This is a genomic window from Acetobacter sp. UBA5411, assembly GCF_002409645.1.
Taxonomy (GTDB): Bacteria; Pseudomonadota; Alphaproteobacteria; order Acetobacterales; family Acetobacteraceae; genus Acetobacter.
Genome location: NZ_DHNR01000031.1, coordinates 35,581 through 58,150, shown reverse-complemented (window position 1 = coordinate 58,150; position 22,570 = coordinate 35,581). Strand labels below are relative to the sequence as shown.

General features: G+C 55.3%; 21 protein-coding genes and 1 tRNA gene. 9 read left to right on the top strand and 13 right to left on the bottom strand.

Features of this window, described 5'->3' with window-relative positions; translation table 11 throughout:
• Positions 1 to 5 precede the first annotated feature (5 nt).
• Both B3759_RS09625 and B3759_RS09620 read right to left on the bottom strand, forming a co-directional pair.
• Positions 6 to 407 (bottom strand): GlcG/HbpS family heme-binding protein, encoded by a 402-nt coding sequence (locus tag B3759_RS09625; protein ID WP_291365711.1) that lies wholly within the window; start codon positions 405 to 407, stop codon positions 6 to 8.
• 87 nt (positions 408 to 494) lie between these two features.
• Positions 495 to 1,256: an IclR family transcriptional regulator gene (locus B3759_RS09620; protein WP_291365710.1), complete on the bottom strand. Its 762-nt coding sequence runs from the start codon at positions 1,254 to 1,256 to the stop codon at positions 495 to 497.
• Positions 1,257 to 1,428: 172 nt separating this feature from the next.
• Here B3759_RS09620 and B3759_RS09615 point away from each other — a divergent pair, with 172 nt between their 5' ends.
• Genes B3759_RS09615 through B3759_RS09605 form a run of 3 tightly spaced genes read left to right on the top strand, consistent with a single transcriptional unit; the run spans position 1,429 to position 2,895 of the window.
• Positions 1,429 to 2,022, top strand: a complete 594-nt coding sequence (locus tag B3759_RS09615) for a phage tail fiber protein (protein WP_291365709.1) — start codon at positions 1,429 to 1,431, stop codon at positions 2,020 to 2,022.
• 28 nt (positions 2,023 to 2,050) lie between these two features.
• The gene (locus B3759_RS09610) at positions 2,051 to 2,575 is read left to right on the top strand and encodes a hypothetical protein (RefSeq protein ID WP_291365708.1); all 525 of its coding nucleotides are present in this window, start codon (positions 2,051 to 2,053) and stop codon (positions 2,573 to 2,575) included.
• Positions 2,576 to 2,589: 14 nt separating this feature from the next.
• A complete protein-coding gene (locus B3759_RS09605) occupies positions 2,590 to 2,895 on the top strand; it encodes a hypothetical protein (protein WP_291365707.1) in 306 nt (101 codons plus the stop codon).
• Between the two features lie 124 nt (positions 2,896 to 3,019).
• Here the strand turns inward: B3759_RS09605 and B3759_RS09600 are convergent, their stop codons facing one another.
• From B3759_RS09600 to hemE, 4 genes are all read right to left on the bottom strand, one after another.
• Positions 3,020 to 3,496 carry a Spy/CpxP family protein refolding chaperone gene (locus B3759_RS09600; protein WP_291365706.1) on the bottom strand — a complete coding sequence of 159 codons (477 nt, stop codon included), beginning with the start codon at positions 3,494 to 3,496 and terminating at the stop codon, positions 3,020 to 3,022.
• A 143-nt stretch (positions 3,497 to 3,639) separates the two neighbouring features.
• Positions 3,640 to 4,080: a protoporphyrinogen oxidase HemJ gene (gene hemJ / locus B3759_RS09595; RefSeq protein WP_291365901.1), complete on the bottom strand. Its 441-nt coding sequence runs from the start codon at positions 4,078 to 4,080 to the stop codon at positions 3,640 to 3,642.
• Between the two features lie 5 nt (positions 4,081 to 4,085).
• Positions 4,086 to 4,787, bottom strand: coding sequence for an HAD family hydrolase (locus B3759_RS09590; RefSeq protein WP_291365705.1), 702 nt, complete (start codon positions 4,785 to 4,787; stop codon positions 4,086 to 4,088).
• Positions 4,788 to 4,789: 2 nt separating this feature from the next.
• The gene (gene hemE / locus B3759_RS09585) at positions 4,790 to 5,797 is read right to left on the bottom strand and encodes a uroporphyrinogen decarboxylase (RefSeq protein WP_291365900.1); all 1,008 of its coding nucleotides are present in this window, start codon (positions 5,795 to 5,797) and stop codon (positions 4,790 to 4,792) included.
• Between the two features lie 462 nt (positions 5,798 to 6,259).
• Here hemE and B3759_RS09580 point away from each other — a divergent pair, with 462 nt between their 5' ends.
• From B3759_RS09580 to B3759_RS09570, 3 genes are all read left to right on the top strand, one after another.
• Positions 6,260 to 6,907, top strand: coding sequence for a Maf family protein (locus B3759_RS09580; protein WP_291365704.1), 648 nt, complete (start codon positions 6,260 to 6,262; stop codon positions 6,905 to 6,907).
• Between the two features lie 93 nt (positions 6,908 to 7,000).
• Positions 7,001 to 7,076, top strand: a tRNA-Ala gene (locus B3759_RS09575).
• Positions 7,077 to 7,269: 193 nt separating this feature from the next.
• Entirely contained in the window at positions 7,270 to 9,459 is a 2,190-nt protein-coding gene (locus B3759_RS09570) for a prolyl oligopeptidase family serine peptidase (RefSeq protein ID WP_291365703.1), read from the top strand.
• 160 nt (positions 9,460 to 9,619) lie between these two features.
• Here B3759_RS09570 and B3759_RS09565 read toward each other — a convergent pair whose 3' ends face one another.
• The 6 genes from B3759_RS09565 to B3759_RS09540 all read right to left on the bottom strand — a co-directional run bounded on the left by B3759_RS09565 (position 9,620) and on the right by B3759_RS09540 (position 15,827).
• Positions 9,620 to 10,669: a CorA family divalent cation transporter gene (locus B3759_RS09565; protein WP_291365702.1), complete on the bottom strand. Its 1,050-nt coding sequence runs from the start codon at positions 10,667 to 10,669 to the stop codon at positions 9,620 to 9,622.
• A 255-nt stretch (positions 10,670 to 10,924) separates the two neighbouring features.
• Positions 10,925 to 12,283 (bottom strand): ATP-binding protein, encoded by a 1,359-nt coding sequence (locus tag B3759_RS09560; RefSeq protein WP_291365701.1) that lies wholly within the window; start codon positions 12,281 to 12,283, stop codon positions 10,925 to 10,927.
• Positions 12,284 to 12,297: 14 nt separating this feature from the next.
• Positions 12,298 to 13,086 (bottom strand): response regulator, encoded by a 789-nt coding sequence (locus B3759_RS09555; protein ID WP_291365700.1) that lies wholly within the window; start codon positions 13,084 to 13,086, stop codon positions 12,298 to 12,300.
• A gap of 83 nt (positions 13,087 to 13,169) precedes the next feature.
• Positions 13,170 to 14,249 (bottom strand): tRNA 2-thiouridine(34) synthase MnmA, encoded by a 1,080-nt coding sequence (gene mnmA, locus B3759_RS09550; RefSeq protein WP_291365699.1) that lies wholly within the window; start codon positions 14,247 to 14,249, stop codon positions 13,170 to 13,172.
• Positions 14,250 to 14,321: 72 nt separating this feature from the next.
• Entirely contained in the window at positions 14,322 to 14,636 is a 315-nt protein-coding gene (locus B3759_RS09545) for a ferredoxin family 2Fe-2S iron-sulfur cluster binding protein (protein ID WP_173573163.1), read from the bottom strand.
• Between the two features lie 24 nt (positions 14,637 to 14,660).
• On the bottom strand, positions 14,661 to 15,827 hold the full coding sequence (locus B3759_RS09540) for a cysteine desulfurase family protein (RefSeq protein WP_291365698.1): 1,167 nt from the start codon (positions 15,825 to 15,827) through the stop codon (positions 14,661 to 14,663).
• Between the two features lie 262 nt (positions 15,828 to 16,089).
• On the opposite strand from B3759_RS09540, the gene B3759_RS09535 reads away from it, so the two are divergent.
• From B3759_RS09535 to B3759_RS09525, 3 genes are read left to right on the top strand one after another with little or no spacing between them, the layout of a single operon-like run.
• Entirely contained in the window at positions 16,090 to 18,390 is a 2,301-nt protein-coding gene (locus tag B3759_RS09535; RefSeq protein ID WP_291365697.1) for a TonB-dependent siderophore receptor, read from the top strand.
• A 56-nt stretch (positions 18,391 to 18,446) separates the two neighbouring features.
• Positions 18,447 to 18,692, top strand: a complete 246-nt coding sequence (locus B3759_RS09530; RefSeq protein ID WP_291365696.1) for a hypothetical protein — start codon at positions 18,447 to 18,449, stop codon at positions 18,690 to 18,692.
• Between the two features lie 23 nt (positions 18,693 to 18,715).
• Positions 18,716 to 20,149, top strand: a complete 1,434-nt coding sequence (locus B3759_RS09525) for a PepSY-associated TM helix domain-containing protein (protein WP_291365695.1) — start codon at positions 18,716 to 18,718, stop codon at positions 20,147 to 20,149.
• 383 nt (positions 20,150 to 20,532) lie between these two features.
• On the opposite strand, the gene thiC is transcribed toward B3759_RS09525, so the two are convergent.
• Complete coding sequence (thiC, locus tag B3759_RS09520) at positions 20,533 to 22,371, bottom strand: phosphomethylpyrimidine synthase ThiC (RefSeq protein WP_291365899.1); 1,839 nt, start codon at positions 22,369 to 22,371, stop codon at positions 20,533 to 20,535.
• Positions 22,372 to 22,570: the final 199 nt, after the last annotated feature.

The window sequence follows — 22,570 nt, the reverse complement described above, 5'->3', positions numbered from 1 at the left end:
TGTGATCAGGCAGGTGTAAGCACACGGGCGGCGATACGGCCAATAGCAATATCATCCTCGGTGCTGGCCCCCGAGACACCAATGGCTCCCGCGATTGCACCATCCGCAGTTTTCAGAAGCAAACCACCACCGAAACTGGTGAGACCGCCATTCGTGTTTTCGAGTGAATAGGCTTCACCATTAGGGTGAGCGACCTTGGCGAACGCTTCGCTGTCCATGTGGAACAAAACGGCCGTCTTCGCCTTTTTGCTGCTGACATCAATTACCCCGAGTGGCGCGCCATCCATGCGAACGAAAGCCACGGGCCATGCGGCGGCATCCACAACAGTGATGCAGACCGCCACTTTCAGCTTTTCAGCCTCGGCAAGGGCAGCCTCGATCATGGCGGAGGCAACAGAGAGTTTCATCGGACATCCTCAATCGTACGGAAAAATCCGCAGGCTAAGGCGGTTGGCCCACAATGGAATATGGTAGACCGTGAAATTCAGATTTATTCAACATGGTTGAACGGAATCGGTCTGAAGCTTCATCATCATCCACGCCGTCTGCACCAGCTTCTGCTGTGGTAGCTCGGCAGCGGGGCCGGTGACACACAGGCTAGCCAGCACCTCGCCATTCTCCCGCCAGGGAATGGCGACACCGTGGATACCGGGATGATAGTTTTCCATATCCAGCGCATAGCCTCTGGCACGCACAGCTTCGATTTCCTCGATAGCAGAGGAGGTGGCAGCATCGGTGAGAGAGTGGGCCAGACGTCTGGCCATGCCGGGAATAAACGCCAGAAAGACCAGCCCTACTGCGGAGCCTTTCAGCTTTTCCCGAAAGGGTGCATGCACAGAGGCCTTGTCCGGATTTCTGAAATCCACGATGTCGAGATAAGCTGCCTCGTCACCGCTTGGTACAGCGAGCCAGACGGTATGATCGGTTTTGTGTGCGATGGTTTCCAGAACGGGTCTTAATTTCGCGCGTGTAGCGCTGTCATTTCCCGCGATACGCGCCAGATTCAGGATACGGCTACCCAGATAATACCGCATGTCCCCGGAACGACGCCTTACATAACCAAGGCTGTTCAGCGTTTGCAGAATGTTATGCGCGGTCGTTTTGCGGATACCCGCCAGAGCGGCGATCTGTCTGAGTGGAGCGGCACCACCCTGCTGCGCGATGATCTCCAGTATGACGGCGGCCCGTTCAACAGACTGGATCAGCTTGGGGTCTCTGGTCATGATGTTGTTGTAAGCACATGTGTGGCGACGCATCCAATAGCAAAATTATGCTTCTTTCCAGCTCCCAAAATACAGCGACACCTGTAACGACGTTGACCGACCGTTGGCGCGATCAGGTCGCTTCCTATGCCTATGTGGGGACGTTCATAATCATCTGACAAAAAATCATGAGCATATTGCTCCCGAATACATAAAGAGAAAATCATTGGCATTTTTCAAGGGATATCTGGGTCTTCTGGTAACCGGTCCGGCTGCTGTCGCCATGGAGGCCACGGGCGGAGGGTACGCCAGACAGGCCATAGCCTTTACGCCGCTTGGCGACGGACGACGTACACTGTCTGTTTCCCAGTCCTGCAGCTTTGGTTATGCGACCACATCCTGGGGCTGTGTAACCGCTCTGGCTCTTTACGCTGACAATACATCGACTTCCGAACCTCTTGTCGCCTGGGCAGTTTCCCCCCGTACTGTCAGTGTAGGACAAACTTATTCTGTACCCGCTGAATATTTATCATTACTGATTCAACGGGAAGGATTTTTCTCAACAAATGAACAGATCGGAACAACGGAGAACGGAACCGGTCTTATCGCCCGTCAACCCATCTCTGTTTCTGCCGGTGTAATGGCTCCTGCCATGGCAGGCAGCACTTCGACATCAAGTTCCGGTAGCGCCACACTTACATTATCCCAGCTCAATCAGGTCCTGTCCCAGTTGATGCAGGGATTGCCCACTTCCGATCCCGGAGATGGAACATCTCTCTGGCTGAATGCAAATCTTCTATCAATTTCCGTAAAAAACTAGAATATACAATCCCGTTTCATGATTAAAAATGAACGGGATTTTCTCTGAAATCCTTCAAAGACAAAAGACACTTTCCTTCATGTCCGACAGTTACCGTAATGATACAGCAAACAGGTTTCCGCTCTTTCCTGAAAATGGCATGGATCCCCGCGAGTTCGCCAAAAATAACGCAACAACGCCGACAACAGGATTGATCGTTCAGTCAGGATCAGGCTCTTCTTCAGGCACAACAGACACTACGCCCACGCCCGTAAAAACCATTACAAACCCCGGGAGTCTCCTGCAGATTAAGTTCGCCGAACAGGGTGACATTACCTACGATATCACACCAAATATGCCACTCACCCTGTCTTTGATTGGTGGAACAGCGGGCGTTCTGCAACGTCTTACCCTGATTGTTCATCAACCTGCCGGAGGTGGAATTGCTGTCTCTTTACCTGCCGCCCATTACAAGGATGGCGCAAAGCCTGATGTCAGTCTCGAAGCAGGAGCCACCACCATCATTTCCTATATCACTGACAATGGTGGAAAAACGATTTATGGCGGACTCTAAAAAAGAAAAAATTTATGGATATAACAACACTTATCAATAACGTATTACAATTCATACCGCCTTCCTACCTCGCCACTACAACCGCAATCATTTCCTTTATCATTGCCACCTGCGCGCTGATCATGCGCTTCTGGAAGCCCCCGTCAAAAGAATCCCGCTGGATCAACATTTATCACATTGTCAGCGCCGTGGGGCAGGCGCGGGGATGGAACGCCAGCGCCTATCAACCCGACAGAAAAGCAATCATGGTTCCCGCCACCAAGGATCGTTCAGAAGTTGCGGAAAACCTTGGCCTTGATGTCAAACAGACCAAACCCTGATTTCAGATCAAAACAAAAAAGTGCCTTTCCTTCTTGTCAAGGAAAGGCACTTTTTTAATCAGCAATCAATCCGTTCAGACAGTTTTATAGAAACGGATTAAACCACTCACAATTCAGGTAACGATTACTCGTCACCCTTGCTGTCATCATGTTCGATGGCATGGATCTGATCCATCAGGGCGCGGATCTTGTCATGACGATCCTTGGCGGCCGTGATCTGGTCAGCCGTCAGAACGTCATGCACCTTGACGGCTGTCGCCTGTCTTGCCGCATTTTCCTTGGCGTCCAGAGCATTCTGTTCCGTTACCAGCGCATCAAGCTTTGCCTGATCAACCTTACCCGGTGTCAGCATGATGGCTTCGAACTGATCATGAAGATCATGCTCCTGCTTGTGCAGGGCTTTCATGTCTTCATGGCCTTCCTTGAAGATTTTCTTGACCGAATCTTTCTGTTTCGTCGTCAGGTTCACCCCCTCAAGAAAGGGAAGTCCACCGTGGCCACATCCATGCGGCCCCATGGGAGGCTGAGGCTGGGCATGAGCCTGTCCCATAGCCAGTGCGCCAACAGCCATAGCAGCAATCAGAAAAGAACTACGTGACATAATCACCATCCATTCTCAAACGGCAGAGGCCTGTTGCTCTCCGTTTTTCTGAGAGCAAGAAGACCAATCATAAGTGTCAAAAAAATCGCAAGTTTGCTACGAAATGTAAGGCTATTCTATCGGTTTGATAAAAGACGCTTTTATTAAAATGGTTTAACAATCACCATGATAACAATAACCATCATAAGAACTGTCGGCACTTCATTCGCTATTCTGTAAAATCGTTCTGAATGTGTATTTTTGTCGCAATCAAATTCTTTACGCCAACGGGCACAGCAACCGTGAAAGATGAACATGCCGACAAGAGCAGCCACTTTCACATCCCACCAACCATGAGACCAGCTTATTACACCCGGAATACTGACAAGAAGCCCTCCAAAAAGCAGGGACGAGATCATCGCCGGGGTCGTAATTGCTCGCAGAAGGCGGCGTTCCATAATCTTGAAACGTTCGCTTTCCTCCGAACCGGCCGCAACCTGGCAGTGATAGACAAACAGTCTGGGCAGATAAAAAAGCCCTGCCATCCACGCCATGACCGACATGACGTGAAACGCCTTGATCCACAGATACCACGGCAGAAGCATTTCACTCACGACGCGCTGGCCTTGTTCTGCTGAGTCAGCGCATCCCCTAACAGGACAGGCAACTCGGACAACGCATTGATCCTGACCAGACCGGGCCATGACGGAATTGGCGCAGGTTCACGTCTCAGAAGAACGCAGGTCATTCCCGCCGCAAGAGCCGCCTTTGCCCCTGTATCGCTGTCTTCAATGACAACACAGTTTTCAGGCGGAACACCCTCGGCTTCCGCCGCTTTCAGATAGACGGCAGGATTGGGCTTGGGCGCGTTCATATCGGCTGCTGAATGGATACGACCTTCCAGCAATTCAGCCAGACCACTCGTTCGGAATTTCGCATTCATCTCCAGCATGGATGAATTCGATCCGACCCGAACCGGCAGCCCAAGCGCTGTAACCTTTTCCAGCATATCCCGGGCGCCCTCGATCGTATCGACAGACACGTTGAAGGCTTCAACAAAACGATCCCTCATGAGAACAGGCCAGTCCCGCGGAAGAGCGGTGTCGGTCCTCTCCTCGATTTCCGTCTTCAGGAGCGTCAGAGCCTTGCCGCCAAACTGCGTCATGGCTTCTTCGTCGATAATATCCCACCCGGCCTGACGGGCGTCTTCTGCGATCAGACGACAGCTTGTGCCTTCGCTGTCGATCAGCACACCATCGCAATCGAAAATGACAAGCTGTAACCGCCCATCGGGAGCAAGTGCGGATGTCATGATCAGACAGTCCGCAGTGCTGCGATCAGATCACCGACATGCTCGGTCGGCGTCTCGGGCAGAACACCATGCCCCAGATTGAACACATGCGGACGACCACGTCCGGCTTCCCTGATTGCGAGCGCTTCCTGCAACATGGCCTCACCACCAGCCAGTACGGAAACCGGATCAAGATTACCCTGCAGAACCAGATCAGAGCGGACCTGCGAAGCGACCGTAGTCAGATCAGCGCTGGTATCGAGCGCCATCGCGTCCACGCCTGTTTCCCGCGCATATTCCGGAGCCATGACACCGGCGAGCCGTGGGAATCCGATCACTGGCACGTCCGGATAACGCTCTTTCAGAAACTTCACGATCTGGCGGGTGGGCTTGATGACATGCTTGCGGAATTCCCGCGGCGGGAGCAGCCCGGACCAGGAATCAAACAGCATGACCGCCTGCGCACCAGCCTCAATCTGATCCGCCAGCATGGAAGCCGTCGTTTCGGTCAGAAGATCGATCAAACGGTCGTAAAGAGCGGGATCACTATACGCCATCAGACGGGTCTGGGCGAACTCCTTGGAACTGCCACCATCGACCATGTAGCAACTCACCGTGAAGGGTGCGCCGGCAAAACCGATCAGCGTGACGGTGTCAGGTTCGGCAATGCCAACCTGACCGCCAAGAGCTTTCCTGACCCGCCGCAGTGTTTCCGCGACAGGAGCCGTGCGCTCGGGGATACGCTTCGGGTCCAGTCTGTCCAGATCGGCCCGACTGCGGATCGGGGTGAGAACAGGGCCGCGCTTTTCAATGAATTCCAGAGATTGTCCCATGGCCCACGGCAGCACGAGAATATCCGAGAACAGAATGGCTCCATCCATGGCGAAACGGCGGATGGGTTGCAACGTGATTTCCGTCGCCAGTTCCGGCGTCATGCACCGTGTCAGAAAATCGGCCTTTTCCCGAAGCGCCCGAAACTCCGGCAGGAAACGCCCGGCCTGACGCATCAGCCAGACTGGCGGTGGCCACATGGCCTCGCCCTTCAGTGTGCGGAGAAGTCGTCGGTTCTCATCGGGTCCGTATGGGGCGTTCACTATCCGTCTACCGTCCGTTTCATCAGTCCCTCATCTCTAACGAATAAAAGAAAATAAAGAAATGATGAAGTTTCTTTAGGGGGTGTGTATGTCGGGGTACCCACCTTTCCGAAAATGTACCCCAGTTTTCCCCGACTGTGTACAGAATGTATCCCTTCAGAAAATAAGGGTTTTCGGGAGTTATCCAGAAAAACCCCCAGAACCCCTGTGTACAACTCACAGTGTCGGGCGAAGACTCACTTGTCCACGGTACTCGGTACGGACTGTGATGATACTCCGTACTATCCCCATGTACCCCAGTACCGCACAAAGTACTCGGTACAGTACTCACTGAAGTACTAACGGACTGAATGATGGGTTATCCTTGCTCATCTCATCGGAATGGAAGGCACAGGAAAAATGATCGACTCGAGTACTGGTGAATCTGAAGTACTGACGCCTTCCTGTTTCTCTCTGATTCTGGCCAGCGGCTCTTCTGCACGACAGACCCTTTTGCGGGACAGTGGTGTTGCTTTCACCGTTCGCACGCAGGCGATTGATGAGTCTCTCTATAAGGAAGCTGGTCGTCAGGATGGGGAAAGTGCTGCAAGCGTTGCCCTGCGTCTCGCGGAGGCAAAGGCGGAGGCAGTCAGCCGTGAGACCGGACAGCGAGACGCCTTTGTCATTGGAGCGGATCAGATGCTGAGCTGTGAAGGGGAGTGGTTCGACAAGCCGGTCTCGCGCCAGTCCGCCAGAGAGCAGTTATGTCGTCTGAGGGGCAGGACGCACTTTCTTCATAGTGCGGTCGTGCTGTGCAGAGGCGGTGAAACGGTCTGGTCACATATTGAAGAGCCGAAACTCGTGATGCGCAATTTTTCGGATACGTTCCTTGAGGTCTATCTGGAAGCGGAGGGCGAGGCGTGTTTCGCCAGCGTTGGCGCTTACAGGCTTGAAGGGCCGGGCATCCAGCTTTTCAGTCGCATTGAAGGGGAATATTCCGCCATTCTTGGCCTTCCGCTTCTTCCCCTGTTCGCAGCGCTCAGATCGTTCGGTGTCCTCGCCAGCTAGGTGAGGGACCGGAATTAAAGGGCTTGTCACGGCCACACCAACAGGATATATGCGCGTCACCCGGACGGTCTGTCACAGACAGGACGTCCTGATGGGGCCATAGCTCAGTTGGGAGAGCGCCTGAATGGCATTCAGGAGGTCGTCGGTTCGATCCCGATTGGCTCCACCAGATTTTCTGGTTCGATATCCATAAAATTAGAAAATTATTGTGGTGAGATCATTCGATCTCGCCCTGTATGTCGTTGCGCTTCTGTCGCATCCTGAATGGTCACCCATAAATTACAGAGCGGCTGTCTTTAACATGTCAGACGGCTCCCTGTGATACGGTTGGCATATTATCGAACAGAGCATTCAGGTTTCTGATGGCAGCCAGACTTTTTTCCCGTGAAAAATCCTGTTTCCGGTGGTCGGACTGGAGAGTTGTTCTGACTGCGGCGCTGTCGGTTCTGCTGACAGTTCCTGCTCTGGCCCAGCAGCCTGAAGCGCTCCCCTCTGGTGTTCCCACCTATCTCGACGAGATTCACGGTGCTCAGGCTCAGGACTGGGTCGAGCGTCAGAACCGCAAGACTGTTTCCGTGCTGGAAGTGGAACCACGGTATCGGGATTTTTATGATCAGATCCTTTCCGCTGAACAGAGCAAGGACCGTCTTGATGAGCCCGCGTTTCTGGGCGGAAATATCTGGAATTTCTGGCAGGACGGGCATCATCCGCGCGGCATCTGGCGACGCACGACGCTGGCGTCCTACCGACAGATCCTGACGGGCTGGCAAACGAAACTGGATATCGACGCTCTTGCCTCCAGAGAGCATGAAAACTGGGTGTTTGAAGGCGCTGACTGTCTTAAACCGAAAGAGCGCTACTGTCTGGTCGCACTTTCGTCTGGCGGAGAAGATGCCCGGACATTGAGGGAATATGACACGCAGGCAGGTCTGTTCGTTCTGAACGGTTTTACATTGCCCCGCGCCAAGCAGAGCGCTGCCTGGGTGGATCGTGATACACTTCTGGTGGCGCGTGACTGGGATGGAACCGGAGCCATGCTGACCTCATCCGGTTATCCGTTCGTGATCAGGCGTGTTGTCAGAAATGAACCTTTTGATCAGGCGCTCGAGATCTACAGGGGCGAGAAGGATGATGTCGCTGTCGATCCACTTGTTGTGACAGATGGCGATGGAAACAGGATCTTTCTTGTCAGGCGTTCTCCGGAATTCTTTTCCAGCCGTTTTGCTGTTCTTGAAGGGATGGAAACAGCTTTTCAGGGCAGGCAGAAAGGAACGTTGCGCTGGCTGACATTGCCTGATCGGGTTGATCTGAAGGGCATGATTCACGGCACACTTGTCTTCAGCCTTGAAGAAGACTGGACGCCAACTGGGGAGAACAAGATTCCGGCAGGTAGTCTTGTTGCATTGGATCCACACGATCCTCAGGCCAAACCGGAGATTCTGTTTACTCCTGAATCCGGAAAAGTTCTTGAAAATGCAGCTGTGACCAGAAATACAATTATCGTGACCTATCTGGAGCATGTGCAGGGTCGGGTCATGGTTCTGCATGCTTCACCTGACGTCAATGAGCGCTGGCATCAGGTGGTTTTACCTCTTCCGGACATGTCATCCGTTCATATTGTCGATACGGATCAATCCAGCGACGCAGCTTTTCTGAAAGTGGAAAGTTTTCTGTCATCCCCGCAACTCTGGCTGGTCGGCACCAGTCAGGCGGGAGTAGAAAAAATCCGTCAGACAAAGCCGCTGTTTAATGCGGATGATCTTGCCGTTGAGCAGCTTCAGGCTCGTTCATCCGATGGAACTGAAATTCCCTATTTTCTTATCCGACCAAGAAACATGACACGGGATGGCACGCATCCCACCCTTCTGACGGCGTATGGTGGTTTTCTTGCTTCTGTGACGCCTCGTTATGATCCGGTTATCGGTCGCGCCTGGCTGGCTCATGGCGGCGTTTACGCTGTCGCCAATATTCGTGGTGGCGGAGAGTTTGGACCTGCGTGGCATGAAGCAGGAAAAACGATCCATCGCCAAAGAGTCTTTGACGATTTTACCGCCGTCGGGCGTGATCTGGTGAAAAGAAAGATCACATCGCGTGACAGGCTGGGTATTCGCGGTCGGTCCAATGGCGGACTGCTCATGGGCGTTGCCTTCACACAGCATCCTGAACTCTGGAAAGCAGTGATCATGGGGATGCCGCTTCTCGACATGGTCAATTATGAAAGCCTCGCCGCAGGGGCTTCGTGGGCAGATGAATATGGATCGATGAAAAATCCTGACGAGGCTCGTTTTCTTGAGTCGATCTCACCTCTTCAGCACCTGAAAGCTGACGTGCAGTATCCCACTCCTTTCATTTTCACTTCGACTTCTGATGATCGCGTCGGTCCAGTGCATGCGCGACGATTTGCTGCGCGACTGGAAGCGCTCAAGAAGCCATTTTTCTATTATGAAGATGTGGAAGGCGGTCACTCAGGGACTGTAAATGCGGAGGAAATCGCACATGAGCGGGCGCTTGAGGCAGTCTATTTGGCGCAGCAGCTTATGCCGGTTCAGTAAATGCCCAACTGCTCCTTGGAAACAATATTCCTATCTCTCAACGTTTCTGTAGTCATAAAAATTTTTGGTGAAGCTTTTTTCAAAAAGCTTCAGAATACGATGCCTTTTTGAAAAAAGGCAGCACCCAAAAACTTTTGACTGAATGAAAGCCGATCAGACTTCACAGCAGGCGGGTCACTTTCAGGACCAGCCATGTTCCCAGCATGATCAGGAAGCACAGCCCTCCGGCGATGACGGTTCCCCATTCACCGCTCGTCAGAAACATGCCGGCGGTGTTCATGCCGAAGAAGCCGGTCACAAACGTTGCGGGCAGCATCAGGGTCGTTCCGACGGACACGATGTAAAGCCGTCTGTTCGTTTCTTCCGCCTGCCCCGATGTCAGTTCGTCCTGCAAGGAACGGGCGCGATCCTGAAGCGCCAGAAGGTCATCCAGCGCGCCGTGAATCTGCCGCTCCGAACGATCTTTCAGATCGTCCTCGGCCCATTCAGGAATTTCCAGTTCTTCATCATGAAGGATACGATTGACCGGTGAGATGACACGACGCAGTTCGGTTGAACGACGACGCACCTGACCAAGCATACCGCCCATTCGTCCAAGATCCGTATCGCGGTCGAGCAGCAGCAGCACATCTTCGGCGCGATCAAGCTGATCATCCAGACGGGAAAGCGTACGGCGGGCCGTATCGGCAAATTCCAGCAACGCCATGTCCACAAGACCCGCTGGGTTATCCGGTATCTTCTTGCGATGCAGTTCCCGATACACCACCCCAAGCGCCGGAACCGGATGCCGACGCGTGGTGATCAACAGATTGGGACGCATGGCGAAGCGCCAGACACAGACATCGCGGTCATCGTCTGAGGCGGCGTCGTCGAAAGCCGGAAGAGCACCATAAACGAGGTCATCGTCTCCTTCGAGACGGGGGCCGACATCCGTGCTGGTCAGGGTCTGTATGGCGTCCTCGGTCAGTGTGGGAATGGCCTCGACCTGCGCCCGTGAACGGGTGTGCACGATGTCGAAATGCAGCCATGCCCAGCCATCTGCCGGGAAAGACGTATCCTCCAGACACCGGGTCGCGTCTTCAGGTGACAGTTTGGCAGGTGTGTTTTCTGACGTGTTCTCGGGCTGGCAATGGATAGCCCACACCAGACCATCGGCCAGCGCATTGTTGACTTCGGAAGGAAGCGGAATGGCTGTTTTTGTTGTCGGCATTACGTCTCCCTCCTTTCATTCGTGTGTCAGGAAAAACGGGGCGGATGAGAGGCTGTATGTCTCAATATCAATATGGTCAGTGATCTTGCACAGGATAGATTGACTGACAATGCATCGTCTCCGTCAGGAGGCTGACATTTTTCTGGCGGAACACCGTGCGGACCGTGCGTTACGGAAGGATTTCCGCAGAACGCTGACAAATACTGACATAAAACGGTCAACAAACCCGGTAGCAACCCGATGTGACTGTTCTGATCAGGGGACAGGCGTGCGGTGAAGAGACAGGATGACCTGCGCCCGCAGGCCGCCGCCCGGACGATTACACAGAGAGAACGTCCCGCCCGCCCGTTCCACTTCGCGCTTGACGATGGCGAGACCCAGACCAAGTCCGCCGGTTCGACGGGATCGTGAAGATTCCACACGATAGAATGGTGTGGTGACGCGGCTTATTTCAGATTCCGGAATACCCGGTCCATCGTCATCGACATTTACGATCACATCGTCCGTCGTCAGATGCACGGAGATGACGGCCGACCCGGCATAGTGCAGGGCATTTTCAACAAGATTCGTGAAAACTCTCTTTATGGCCAGAGACGGAAGCACGAGCGGCAGCCGGTCAGGGCCTTCATATGTGACCGTGTCTCCCCGATCCGTGGCGTTGTCCATGATGGTCATCAAGATAGCCGCCAGATCGGTCGAACGGATCGCCTCCCTCTCCTTCTCCCCAGAAAGATAGGCCAGCACACCGTCCACCATCGCTTCCATCTCGTCGATATCGGCTTCAATGGCGTCCTGCGCCTCCGCATCGCCGATAAAACCGGCGCGCAGACGTAGACGCGCCAGCGGGGTCCGGAGATCATGCGACACCGCCGCAAGAGCCTCGGTGCGGTCTTCGATCAGATGCGTGATACGGGTCTGCATCGCATTGATTGCGTGCGCCAGACGTCGGACCTCTTTCGGACCCTTCTCGGCAATCGGCTCCCAGTCACCGGCTCCTATCGTGTCGGCGACGGTGGCGAGCGCCCGTAGAGGCAGGCTGAGCGCATGCACCAGCATGACGGCGACAAGCAGGACCGCCAGCGTGACGATGGCGGCTGTCGCCAGCCCCTGCGTCACGACATGACTGCGAAGAATGTCAGGCGCGGTGAAGGAAATCTGGCTTCTGTCGTTCAATTCGACCGTGCCGCCGATATCCGTCCAGCGACCGGCCCCGCCAGTGTAGAGCTGTAATGCGGAATGGCCGAGAATGGGATTGGCCTTTACCAGCCGCGCATGCAGCTGATTCATGCCCTTGGGTTCCTCATGAACCTCATGCACGGCTGTTGCAGGTCGCCAGTTGATGCGCAGATCGTCCGTGGACAGCATGGTGGACAGCATCGCGCGGGTATTGGCGGGCGCGCCGTCAATCACGCGGACATCGGTGGCCAGCCGTTCCCCGATCAGGTCGAAACGGTCGCTGTCCTCAATATAGGCTTCCGCGTGCTCGTAGAGCGTCCAGCTGGCGACGAAGACAATGCCGATCGACGCCAGAAGCACGAACAGCACGCGCCCCATGAGGCCGCGTGGCCAGAGACGGATCAGTCTTTCACGTGGAGCGGCGCTGTCCTGCTGCACGGAAATGTCCGCTGTCAGACCCGTTCAACCGGTGCGGTGAAGATATAGCCCTGTCCACGGACTGTGCGGATCAGGTTGTCGGCTTCCGTGCCCAGCTTGCGGCGCAGGCGACTGACCAGCACGTCGATGGATCGGTCGGACACGTCGCCCAGTCGGGTGCGGGAGAGTTCGAGCAGCCGGTCGCGTCCGATGACACGTTGCGGATTATCGAGGAAACTGACCAGCAGATCATGTTCCGCGCCGGAAATTTCAACCACGGCACCGGAGGGGTCATATAGCTCGCGGCGACGCAGATCGAGTGACCAGCCCGCGAAGTTGATGACTTCCCTGCGCTGACGCCCGGCAGCGACGGCTGGGGCCGCACTGTTCTGGCCACGCCGGAGCACGGCCCGCACTCTGGCGAGCAGTTCCTTCTGCCCGAACGGTTTGGCGACGTAATCGTCCGCTCCAAGCTCGAGCCCCAGAACACGGTCAAGCTCTTCACCGCGGGCAGAAACCATGATGATGGGAATGTTGGTGAAGGACGCGTCCTCCACGCCGCCCTTGATGCCGCCTTGCCGGAGGCTGCGGCATAGATCAAGACCGTTCATGCCGGGCATCATGACGTCGAGGATGATGAGGTCGGCTGTTTCGGTTTCAAGCGCATCCCACATGGAACGAGCATCAGGAACCGCACGGATGCGATAACCATCCGCCTGCAATGTGCGGCTCAGGAGGGTTCGCATGCCGGCGTCATCCTCAACCACGAGAATACGGGTCGGGAGATCCTGCAAATCGGCTTCGTGCGAGACGTGTTGATTCATTTTTTCCGCATGGTCCGGTTCGTGAGACAGACTGAAACTCTAGTCGCTTTGTTGCTGGCAGTCGAGAAGAGCACGCAACTCAGCTATGCGTCCTGCTCATTTGTGCGGCAGATCAGACCTCCACCCAGCACGCGGGTGCCGTCGTAAAGCACACAGGCCTGCCCTGGAGCGGGTAGAGCCGGTTCTTCCAGAATGACCTCGGCGCCAGTGCCGACAGGCCTTACCGTGGCGGCGCGGGGCTTCTCGCGGGCACGAAGCTGCACCATGCAGCGCACACCGTCATCTGGAGGTGCGATGAGCCAGTTCATGTCCCGTAACTGGCAGACTGTCACCATGGAGCTTTCACGCGGGGCCACGACAATACGTCGCTTGCCGGGCTCGATCGCCACGACCATCTGCCGCTCTCCGGCAATCTGCGCAGCGTCACCGAGGCGCTTGGTCTGGCCGATGGTAAAGCGTGTCACGCCTTCATGGTGACCAAGGATATTACCCTGACGATCCACGATCTCGCCTTCGCCGCGCGTGTCGGGGCGGAGCGTCTCAACCAGATCGGAGTAATTGCCCTTGGGGATGAAACACAGATCCTGACTGTCCGGCTTGTCGGCGACCAGCAGACCAAACCGCTCGGCTTCCTGCCGCACGGCGTCCTTGTCGGGCATCTCACCCAATGGGAAGCGCAGATAGTCGAGCTGGTCGCGGGTGGTGGCGAACAGGAACCAGCTCTGGTCGCGGTCAGCGTCCACGGGGCGGTGCATTTCGGCTCCGCTGGAACCTTCGACACGACGGACATAGTGACCGGTCGCCATGGCGTCCGCGCCGATATCCTTCGCAAGACCGAGCAGATCGGTGAACTTGACGCCCTGATTGCAGGAGACGCAGGGAACAGGCGTTTCGCCTTGAGCATAGGAAGAGGCGAAGCGCTCGATCACGCTCTCACGGAAGCGCTCTTCAGCGTCGATGACGTAATGCGGGATGCCCAGCCGTTCCGCGACTTCGCGGGCGTCCTGAATATCACGACCCGCACAGCAGGCACCCTTCTTGGCTTCCCCACGCGTGTCGTAGAGTTGCAGCGTGGCGCCAATGACCTCATGCCCCTGTTCGACCAGACGCGCGGCGACAACGGAACTGTCGACGCCTCCGGACATGGCAACGAGAATACGCATGATGGTCAGACCCCTTTCACGGGAAGAACGTCCGGCCTCCGCCGTCGTTCTTCCGACGGGACCGGGATGGGCTCAGCTTTTGCGGGGCAGACGAACGGTCAGGCCGTCCAGCGCATCGCTCATGATGATCTGGCAGCCGAGACGCGATGTTGCCTCAAGTCCGAAGGCGAGGTCCAGCATATCCTCTTCATCTTCGGTCGCAGGCGAGAGTTTCGGAGCCCAGGAGGGATCGACAATGACGTGGCATGTCGCGCAGGCCAGCGAGCCTTCGCAAGCGCCTTCCAGATCGACGCCGTGCTTGTGGGCAATCTCCAGAACGGAAAGACCAACAGGCGCATCGACCTTGCGCTCGGTACCATCGGGCTCGACGAAAATCATGTGAGGCATTTCGGAGTTCTCGCTCAGTCTGTCCTATTGGGTGGAGCGTTCTGCCCGCACCCTCTGTGCTGCGTCGGCAAGCAACTCTGCCACACGCACGATATCGGCGGGCGTGGTAAAGCGTCCGGGCGAGAGACGCAAGCTTTCCGCCGCTTCCGTAGGGTTCAGACCCATGACGGTCAGCACGTAGGAAGGGGCCAGATCAGCTGAGGAACAGGCCGATCCGACCGACAGCGCCATCTGGGGAAGTGCTTCCATGACCTGTATGGCCGGAGCGGCGGGTAGCCGGAGGCTGATGATGCCCGGCAGGCGGCGGGCCGCTTCCGCATTGATGACAAAAGGTGTCTGTCGCTCGCTCAGGCCATGAAACAGTTCCTGCGCGAGCGTGGAGAGGCGCTGGTCATCAGCCTGCCACTCAGCGCGGGCAATGCGTGCGGCTTCGCCAAACCCTGCGATCAGGGTGGAGGGCAGGGTGCCGGACCTTAATCCCCGCTCCTGTCCACCACCGGAGAACAGAGGCTCCAGCCGGACGCGGGGACGTCTGCGGACAAAGAGCGCGCCCACACCCTTGGGGCCATACATCTTGTGAGCAGAAATGGAGGCAAGATCGAGATCCAGCTCCCGGACATCGACCACCATCTTGCCCGCCGCCTGCGCAAGGTCCGAATGCAGGAGAGCGCCTGCCTCTTTCACGATGCGTCCGAGATTGGACAGATCCTGCATCACGCCCGTCTCGTTATTGGCGGCCATGATGCTGACCAGCGCAGTGGGAACGGCCAGTGCGTCCCGGAGGGCGGCGGGATCGACCTGTCCGTTATGGTCCACGCCGAGAATGACGGGTTCAAACCCCTCCTGCGCCAGATCCCGCACGCTTTCCAGAACACATTTGTGCTCCGTCGCCACGGTGATGATGCGTTTACGTCCGTCACCCTGCTTCATCCGGAAGCGTGCCGCTCCCTTGATGGCAAGATTGTTCGCCTCCGTCGCGCCAGAGGTGAAGATGATCTCTCTTGGATCGGCCCCGATCAGCTCAGCAACGTGCCCGCGCGCCTGTTCGACGGCCTCGGCAGCGCGTTTGCCCGGCGCATGCGTGTCGCTGTGTGGGTTGGCGAATTCCTCAGCGAAAAGAGGAGCCATGACCGCCATGACGCGCGCATCGCATGGCGTGCTGGCGGCATTGTCGAGATAGATCTCCTGCATGGTTCTCTTTCATGACGACAGGGAATGAGGCTGTCTGAAGAAAATGGTCGGTGAGTTGCCGGAGCACAAGGGTGAGCCGGTAGTGTGGAGTTTTCAGAGGAGAGAGGAAAAAATCTTCTCAGATAACATGTTGATAACAGTTCATTATTTTCATACGTCAGTTTTTAGATGATAATAATTCTTAGTTTCATGGACATTGCATGGCTGGTATGTCACAAACCCGTGATCAGCAACGTTTCAGGTCACAAAGGTTGGCGTACAGATGCCTTCAGTATCCGTTTCATTCAGGCAGGTTCCCCACTGCGGGGTAACGGTTCTGGCTTTTCTGTCGTTCATGAGTGTAAGCGCACAGGCTGCTGCAACCGTTGATCCTGACGAGGATAAAAAGCAGTCCGCAATCAGTGCTGGCAAAACGAATTCAAAAAAGCACGCTGACAAAAAGGCTGATCTGAAAAAAAACGGTTCCGAGGCGAATGAGGTTCCGGGGAGCATTGAACAGCTTCTGGTGCTGGGACGCAGGCCGAACGCCACGACAGACGGTACCGGAACCTACACGGTGCGCGCAGTCACCACGACAAAGATGCTGATGAAACCACAGGATGTTCCGCAATCGATTTCGGTCCTGAGCACACAGCAGATGAAGGACCAGAATCTGAACACGATTGATGAGGCGCTGAAGCAGGTCGCAGGTGTGAACGTCAATCTGTATGGTGATGGAACTGCTGGTTATTCCGCTCGAGGTTTTCAGTTGCAGTCGCAATATGACGGCGTGCCTTCGACAGGCGGTCTTAATCTCAGCCAGCAGTATGATCTCGCGATCTATGACCGGATCGAGGTTCTTCGTGGCCCAAGTGGACTGTTGCAGGGAGCAGGCACGCCTGCCGGCAGTGTGAATTTCGTTCACAAGCGACCGACGGACCAGTTTCAGGCGAACGGCTCTTTTTCCGCTGGCTCATGGAATAACTACCACGCCATGATTGACGTTGGTGGGCCCATAGGAAATTCAAAAATCGTGTCCACACGACTGGTCATGGCCGGGACAGATCGGGACTTCTTTTATAAAAATGCCTCGGATCGTCGCTGGACCATTTATTCTGCGACCGATTTCCGCCTGACGCATCATGATACACTGAGTGTCATGGTGTCCTATCAGGGGAATGACACGACCCGTTTCATGGGGCTTCCACGAAGCGCTACGGGCGGTGATCTGAATCTGGCGCACAACACCTTCATTGGCTCCAACTGGAATACTTCCTCCGCGCCAATGGTGGAGGTTGAGGGGCAGTGGGAGCATGTCTTCAGTCACGGCTGGCGGGCAAGGGTGAATGGCCGTCACCGGACGTCCGACACGACGCTGCAATATGCCTATGTCAGCAGTTACAATGCTGTCGCACAGACCGCGAACTTCACAGCAGCGAACACGAAGTACAGCGAGGTCAATGACGGTGTTGATGGTTACTTCACCGGTCCGGTTCATCTGTTTGGCCAGACACACACGCTCATGGCCGGTGCCGATTACAATCATTACGTTTATCAGGGCGGCGGGGCCTCGTTGACGGCGACTAGCAATCCCCAGTTGAGGGGTATTCCCATTTTCTCGCCTGACCGGCTCTCGTCCATCACACTGCCGACTATCAGGAACCGGTATCGTGAGCCGAGTGACCAGTGGGGTGTCTATGGTCAGGCGCTCATCAAGCCCGTTTCCACCTTTTCCATTCTGCTGGGCGGACGGATCAGCGGGTATGTGAGCAAGGAGCAGCAGCTTGGTCCGACACGTGGTCCAATGGAAACTTCCATCAACCAGCAGGGAATACTGACTCCCTATATTGGTGGAGTATGGCGCGTCATTCCGGCCATTTCACTCTATGCCAGCTATACGTCGATTTTCTCGCCGCAATCGGCTTACGATACACAGGGTCGCCTTGCACCCGTTCGCGGCAATCAGATAGAGGGGGGCATCAAGGGCGATCTCTTTAATCATGGTCTCGGTTTTACGGTTGCCGGTTACAAGATCATCGAGCGGAATGAGTCGATCTATAACAGCAGTCTGGGCATGGTCTGCGGACCGTCTCATAACGATGACTGTTACCTGTCCACCGGCAAGACCCGCAGTCAGGGCGCTGAAGTGGAAGTTATCGGTCGTCCGGCCCGTGGATGGGATATCAATGCCAGCTATACATTCAATGACAACACCATCCTGAACAATGGAAGCGCCACTCAGGCGGGGTTAGCTTATGCGCCAAATTCTCCCCGTCATCTGTGGAAGCTCTGGACGCATTATCGCTTCGAGCCCTATGTCGGCGCCGAGAACAATATCTGGAGTATCGGAGGGGGCATCAACGCCCAGAGCGGGACATTCGGCACCAATCGTCTTGTCACGCAAAAAGGCTATATAGTCGCGTCGGCTCAGGTCGGGTATCAGTGGAGCCGTCATCTGGAAGCCACTGCGACACTCAACAATATTTCCAACACACGCTATTATCAGCGTCTGGGAAATCTGAATTACTACAACTACTACGGAGAACCACGGAATTTCATGTTCACACTGCGCTCCAATTTTTAAAGCTGAAATTACCCGTGATCCGTCAACGAAAAATAACTGTTGTTTCAGCGCTCGCCATGACAGCACGTCTTGTGCTGTCTTTTGTTCTGGCATGGACCTGCGTGCATTTCATTACTCTGGGGTCGCCACGCTGGGGAGCGGGAAGCCGCCATGACGCCACAATACTGGGACAGATGATTGCGGTCCTGCTTTTCCCAGCGCTGTTTCTGATCGCTTTTGGAAACTGGCGGAAATTTTCAGGTCCGATTTTTGTCAGCTCTATAGGCATTGTTTTTTATCTTTTAAGTCTTGTGCAGAAATGATTCCCGATACGTTAAGAGCGCGTATGGGCTGGCTGCATGCGTGGATAGGCTTCCTGTCCGGCCTGCTGCTTGTGTGTGTGTTCATCACAGGCACGCTGGCCGTGTTCGATACGGAACTGACGCGCTGGCTTCAGCCGGAGGTGCCGCCGACAGCCGCCGAATTGAATGATGCGGCGCTCGATAAAATGCTGCCTTCTGTCAGGTCTCTTCTGTTAAAAGGAGAGAAGCCTTTTATCGCTCTGCCCTCAGAGCGCGATCCCGTCCTGCGTCTGTCCTATCATGATGGACATGAAGTCCTGACACAGCCTTTCGCTCCACAGAGTGGAGAGCAGATAGCGACAAGGCAAACTGTAGGAGGCACATTCTTCTACGATCTGCATTACACTTTGCGATCAGGGAGTGTGGGCATCACTCTCGTCTCCTTTGCCGGACTCATGCTTCTCACAGTTCTGGCTTCAGGCGTCATCATCCATCTGAAGGCGCTGATTCCGGACCTTCTTGTTTTAAGGCCGTTTGCATCACGCCTTCGGGCATGGCTCGATGTGCATGTTCTGGCTAGTGTGCCATTTCTGCCTTTCGTGTTCATGATGGCTTATACGGGAACTTTTCTGCATACACGATCTGTGTTGCCACCAGAGTCCTATGTAAGTCTGGCGAAAGAGATGCTCGTTCCCTCCCCCTCGAAAAGCGAGCCTGCTTCTCCAGACAGGCAGGTGCCACAGCTTCCTTCTCTCCCGCCTCTTCTCCATGCAGCAGAAAAAACCCTCGGCGTTGGTCGGGTTGGTTCTATTCTTTTCCTGCCAGACACTATTCTGTTTATGCGCACGGATGCTTCAGGACCTTTAAGGACCAGAGAGCATGTGGATTTTTCTTACGACAGTCGCTTTGTAAGACATATTCTTCTGACCAGCCCGCTCACCCGGGCACAGCAGGTTATGGAGGGGATCCATTACATACGCTGGGGCGGTGCGGGAATGCGCTGGCTGTATTTCTTTTCCGGTTCAATCACGACAATCATGATTGCGAGTGGACTGATCCTTTTCCTGATGAAAAGACGGAAAACATCTGGTGATCGAACGCTCTTTCAACTGGCTGAGGGACTTTCCATCAGTGTTCTGGTTGGGTTGCCTCTCGCTTGCGCTGGATTGCTTTGGGGCAATCGTCTGATTCCACAAGGACATGAAAGCAGGATCAATGCAGAAATATTAGTATTCTTTTCCATCTGGATGGCTGCTGCATTTTTCGGATTTTCAGGATGCTTCATTAAAAAACCTTTTGAAGCATGGAAAATTCTACTTATTGCTTTTTCACTCCTGACAGTTGGTCTTGGTTTTCTGGATGCTTTGACCCGACCGGGGTGGCAACCGATGCATGCTCCAACGGTCTTCGCTGCCGTTGACCTGATAGCGTTTTGTATGGGGCTGGTCTCTTTGCAGATAGCAAGGCGTCTTTCATGATTTTCATCTGCTTCCTTCTCTGGACAGTCAGTCTGTCGATTCAGGCGGCGTCTGATCTCAGAATGCAGAGAATTTCCGGATTTGAGAAACTTGTTCTGCCTCGCTGGGTCATGATTTTTCGCTGGATCTGTCCACTGACCGGACTGTGGCTTTGTGCAAATGAAAGCCTTTCCACAGCGATTTTCGTATGGCTTGGGACGTTTTCTATAGCAGCCGTTCTGGTGGCAGTGGGTTGGGCCACTGGCTCACGTTGGAAACAGATAAGAAAACAAGTTTGATTCAAACGTCTTCTGGAAAAAGGTTTCCAAAAAAAAGCTTCGGAGGCATGGCCCCCCTAAAAAGACCATGCCCCCGAATATCAACAGATACCCTGAACCAACCGATTACTCAGCAGGCACGTAAACTTTTCCACCAGCCTCACGGAACTCACGGCTCTTTTCTTCCATCCCGGCGATGCGCTGCGCATCGTCACGGATATCCTGCGAGATCCGCATAGAGCAGAATTTCGGACCACACATCGAGCAGAAATGTGCTGTCTTGTGGGCGTCTTTCGGCAGCGTTTCATCATGATAGGCGCGGGCGGTATCCGGATCGAGCGACAGCTTGAACTGGTCTTCCCAGCGGAACGAGAAGCGGGCCCGGCTCAGAGCATCGTCACGCAGCTTGGCGGATGGATGTCCCTTGGCAAGATCTGCGGCATGGGCTGCAAGTCGGTAGGTAATGACACCAACTTTCACATCATCGCGGTTGGGCAGCCCGAGATGTTCTTTTGGCGTGACGTAGCAGAGCATGGCCGTCCCGAACCAGCCGATCATCGCGGCGCCAATGGCGGACGTGATGTGATCGTAACCCGGTGCGATATCTGTCGTTAACGGGCCAAGCGTATAGAAAGGAGCCTCGTGACATTCCTTCAGCTGCTTGTCCATGTTGGCCTTGATCTTGTGCATCGGCACATGGCCGGGGCCTTCGATCATCACCTGACAGCCCTTCGCCCAGGCGATCTTGGTCAGTTCACCAAGCGTTTCCAGTTCGGCAAACTGCGCGGCGTCATTGGCGTCGGAAATGGAGCCGGGACGCAAGCCATCTCCGAGTGAGAACGAGACGTCATACTTGCGCATGATGTCGCAGATGTCCTCGAAATGCTCGTAGAGGAAGCTCTCGCGGTGTTCCATCAGGCACCAGCTCGCCATGATCGAGCCGCCACGTGAAACGATGCCGGTGACACGCTCGGCGGTCAGCGGAATATGGGCAAGGCGCACGCCTGCATGGATGGTGAAGTAATCGACGCCCTGCTCTGCCTGCTCGATCAGCGTATCGCGGAATACTTCCCATGAAAGCTTGCTGACATCGCCTCCCACTTTCTCAAGCGCCTGATAGAGTGGGACCGTGCCGATTGGCGTCGGGGCGTTACGCAGGATCCAGTCACGGATGTTGTGGATGTTCCGACCCGTCGAAAGATCCATCACCGTGTCCGCACCCCAGCGGATCGACCAGACCAGCTTTTCCACTTCTTCCGCAGCGGAAGATGTGACAGCGGAATTGCCGATATTGGCGTTCACCTTCACAAGGAAGTTGCGACCGATGATGACCGGCTCAAGCTCCGGATGGTTGATATTGGCCGGGATGATGGCGCGCCCACGGGCGATTTCATCACGCACAAATTCCGGTGTGACGAACTCGGGAATGGCGGCCCCGAAATCCTCGCCATCAGCCCGTCGTGCAGCCGCACCTTCAGCAGCCTTCAGGCGACCGAGATTTTCGCGGTGTGCAACATAGATCATTTCCTCGGTGATGATCCCGGCGCGGGCGAATTCATATTGCGTGACGTGCTGAGCATCGCCAGCTTCGAGAACCGTATGCGGCGCAGGACATGGATCGACGAGGTTATCGCCAGTCGCACCACCATTATCTTCTGGCTTCACCGTGCGGGGTGTCGCCTTGCTGAAGCCGCGCTTCGCCAGCCATTCCGACCGAACCTTCGGCAACCCCTTGGCCACATCAATGCTGATGTCAGTGTCAGTATAAGGGCCGGAGGTATCGTAAAGCTGTAACGGTGCTTCGTTGGCTGACGGATCAAGAGCGATTTCCCGGAAGGGAACGCGGATTTCAGGATGGTTTTCCGGGCTTGAATAGACTTTTCTTGAGCCCCAGACGGGGCCTGTTGTGACATGGCCCGGTGCGGGAGCCTTGGTGTCGGGGCCTTTCGGCGTAATGTGGTTCATGACAACGTCCTCGCGTGTTTGCGAAGAACGGGTCGAGCCGGATGGGTCTACCGTGGGTATGGGGCGCACGGCGCTGCTCGCGACCAGACCAGTCCCTCCGCCGGTACTAACCGGATCAGGTTCCCCAGCGCTGATATAAACGCTGGCAGGGTCGCTACGCCGTCCAATACAGGACATGCAGCCTCTCAGTTCCTTGAGC

What these genes read in the sequence shown, in the direction of transcription:
- B3759_RS09530 (WP_291365696.1), top strand. Translation starts at nt 18,447, where the DNA reads ATGACAGCACGTCTTGTGCTGTCTTTTGTTCTGGCATGGACCTGCGTG.
- thiC (WP_291365899.1), bottom strand. Translation starts at nt 22,371, where the DNA reads ATGAACCACATTACGCCGAAAGGCCCCGACACCAAGGCTCCCGCACCG.
- hemE (WP_291365900.1), bottom strand. Translation starts at nt 5,797, where the DNA reads ATGTGGCCACCGCCAGTCTGGCTGATGCGTCAGGCCGGGCGTTTCCTG.
- B3759_RS09600 (WP_291365706.1), bottom strand. Translation starts at nt 3,496, where the DNA reads ATGTCACGTAGTTCTTTTCTGATTGCTGCTATGGCTGTTGGCGCACTG.
- B3759_RS09570 (WP_291365703.1), top strand. Translation starts at nt 7,270, where the DNA reads ATGGCAGCCAGACTTTTTTCCCGTGAAAAATCCTGTTTCCGGTGGTCG.
- B3759_RS09555 (WP_291365700.1), bottom strand. Translation starts at nt 13,086, where the DNA reads ATGAATCAACACGTCTCGCACGAAGCCGATTTGCAGGATCTCCCGACC.
- B3759_RS09540 (WP_291365698.1), bottom strand. Translation starts at nt 15,827, where the DNA reads ATGCAGGAGATCTATCTCGACAATGCCGCCAGCACGCCATGCGATGCG.
- hemJ (WP_291365901.1), bottom strand. Translation starts at nt 4,080, where the DNA reads ATGCTTCTGCCGTGGTATCTGTGGATCAAGGCGTTTCACGTCATGTCG.
- B3759_RS09565 (WP_291365702.1), bottom strand. Translation starts at nt 10,669, where the DNA reads ATGCCGACAACAAAAACAGCCATTCCGCTTCCTTCCGAAGTCAACAAT.
- B3759_RS09605 (WP_291365707.1), top strand. Translation starts at nt 2,590, where the DNA reads ATGGATATAACAACACTTATCAATAACGTATTACAATTCATACCGCCT.
- B3759_RS09590 (WP_291365705.1), bottom strand. Translation starts at nt 4,787, where the DNA reads ATGACATCCGCACTTGCTCCCGATGGGCGGTTACAGCTTGTCATTTTC.
- B3759_RS09525 (WP_291365695.1), top strand. Translation starts at nt 18,716, where the DNA reads ATGGGCTGGCTGCATGCGTGGATAGGCTTCCTGTCCGGCCTGCTGCTT.
- B3759_RS09545 (WP_173573163.1), bottom strand. Translation starts at nt 14,636, where the DNA reads ATGCCTCACATGATTTTCGTCGAGCCCGATGGTACCGAGCGCAAGGTC.
- B3759_RS09535 (WP_291365697.1), top strand. Translation starts at nt 16,090, where the DNA reads ATGCCTTCAGTATCCGTTTCATTCAGGCAGGTTCCCCACTGCGGGGTA.
- mnmA (WP_291365699.1), bottom strand. Translation starts at nt 14,249, where the DNA reads ATGCGTATTCTCGTTGCCATGTCCGGAGGCGTCGACAGTTCCGTTGTC.
- B3759_RS09610 (WP_291365708.1), top strand. Translation starts at nt 2,051, where the DNA reads ATGAACGGGATTTTCTCTGAAATCCTTCAAAGACAAAAGACACTTTCC.
- B3759_RS09580 (WP_291365704.1), top strand. Translation starts at nt 6,260, where the DNA reads ATGATCGACTCGAGTACTGGTGAATCTGAAGTACTGACGCCTTCCTGT.
- B3759_RS09625 (WP_291365711.1), bottom strand. Translation starts at nt 407, where the DNA reads ATGAAACTCTCTGTTGCCTCCGCCATGATCGAGGCTGCCCTTGCCGAG.
- B3759_RS09620 (WP_291365710.1), bottom strand. Translation starts at nt 1,256, where the DNA reads ATGCGTCGCCACACATGTGCTTACAACAACATCATGACCAGAGACCCC.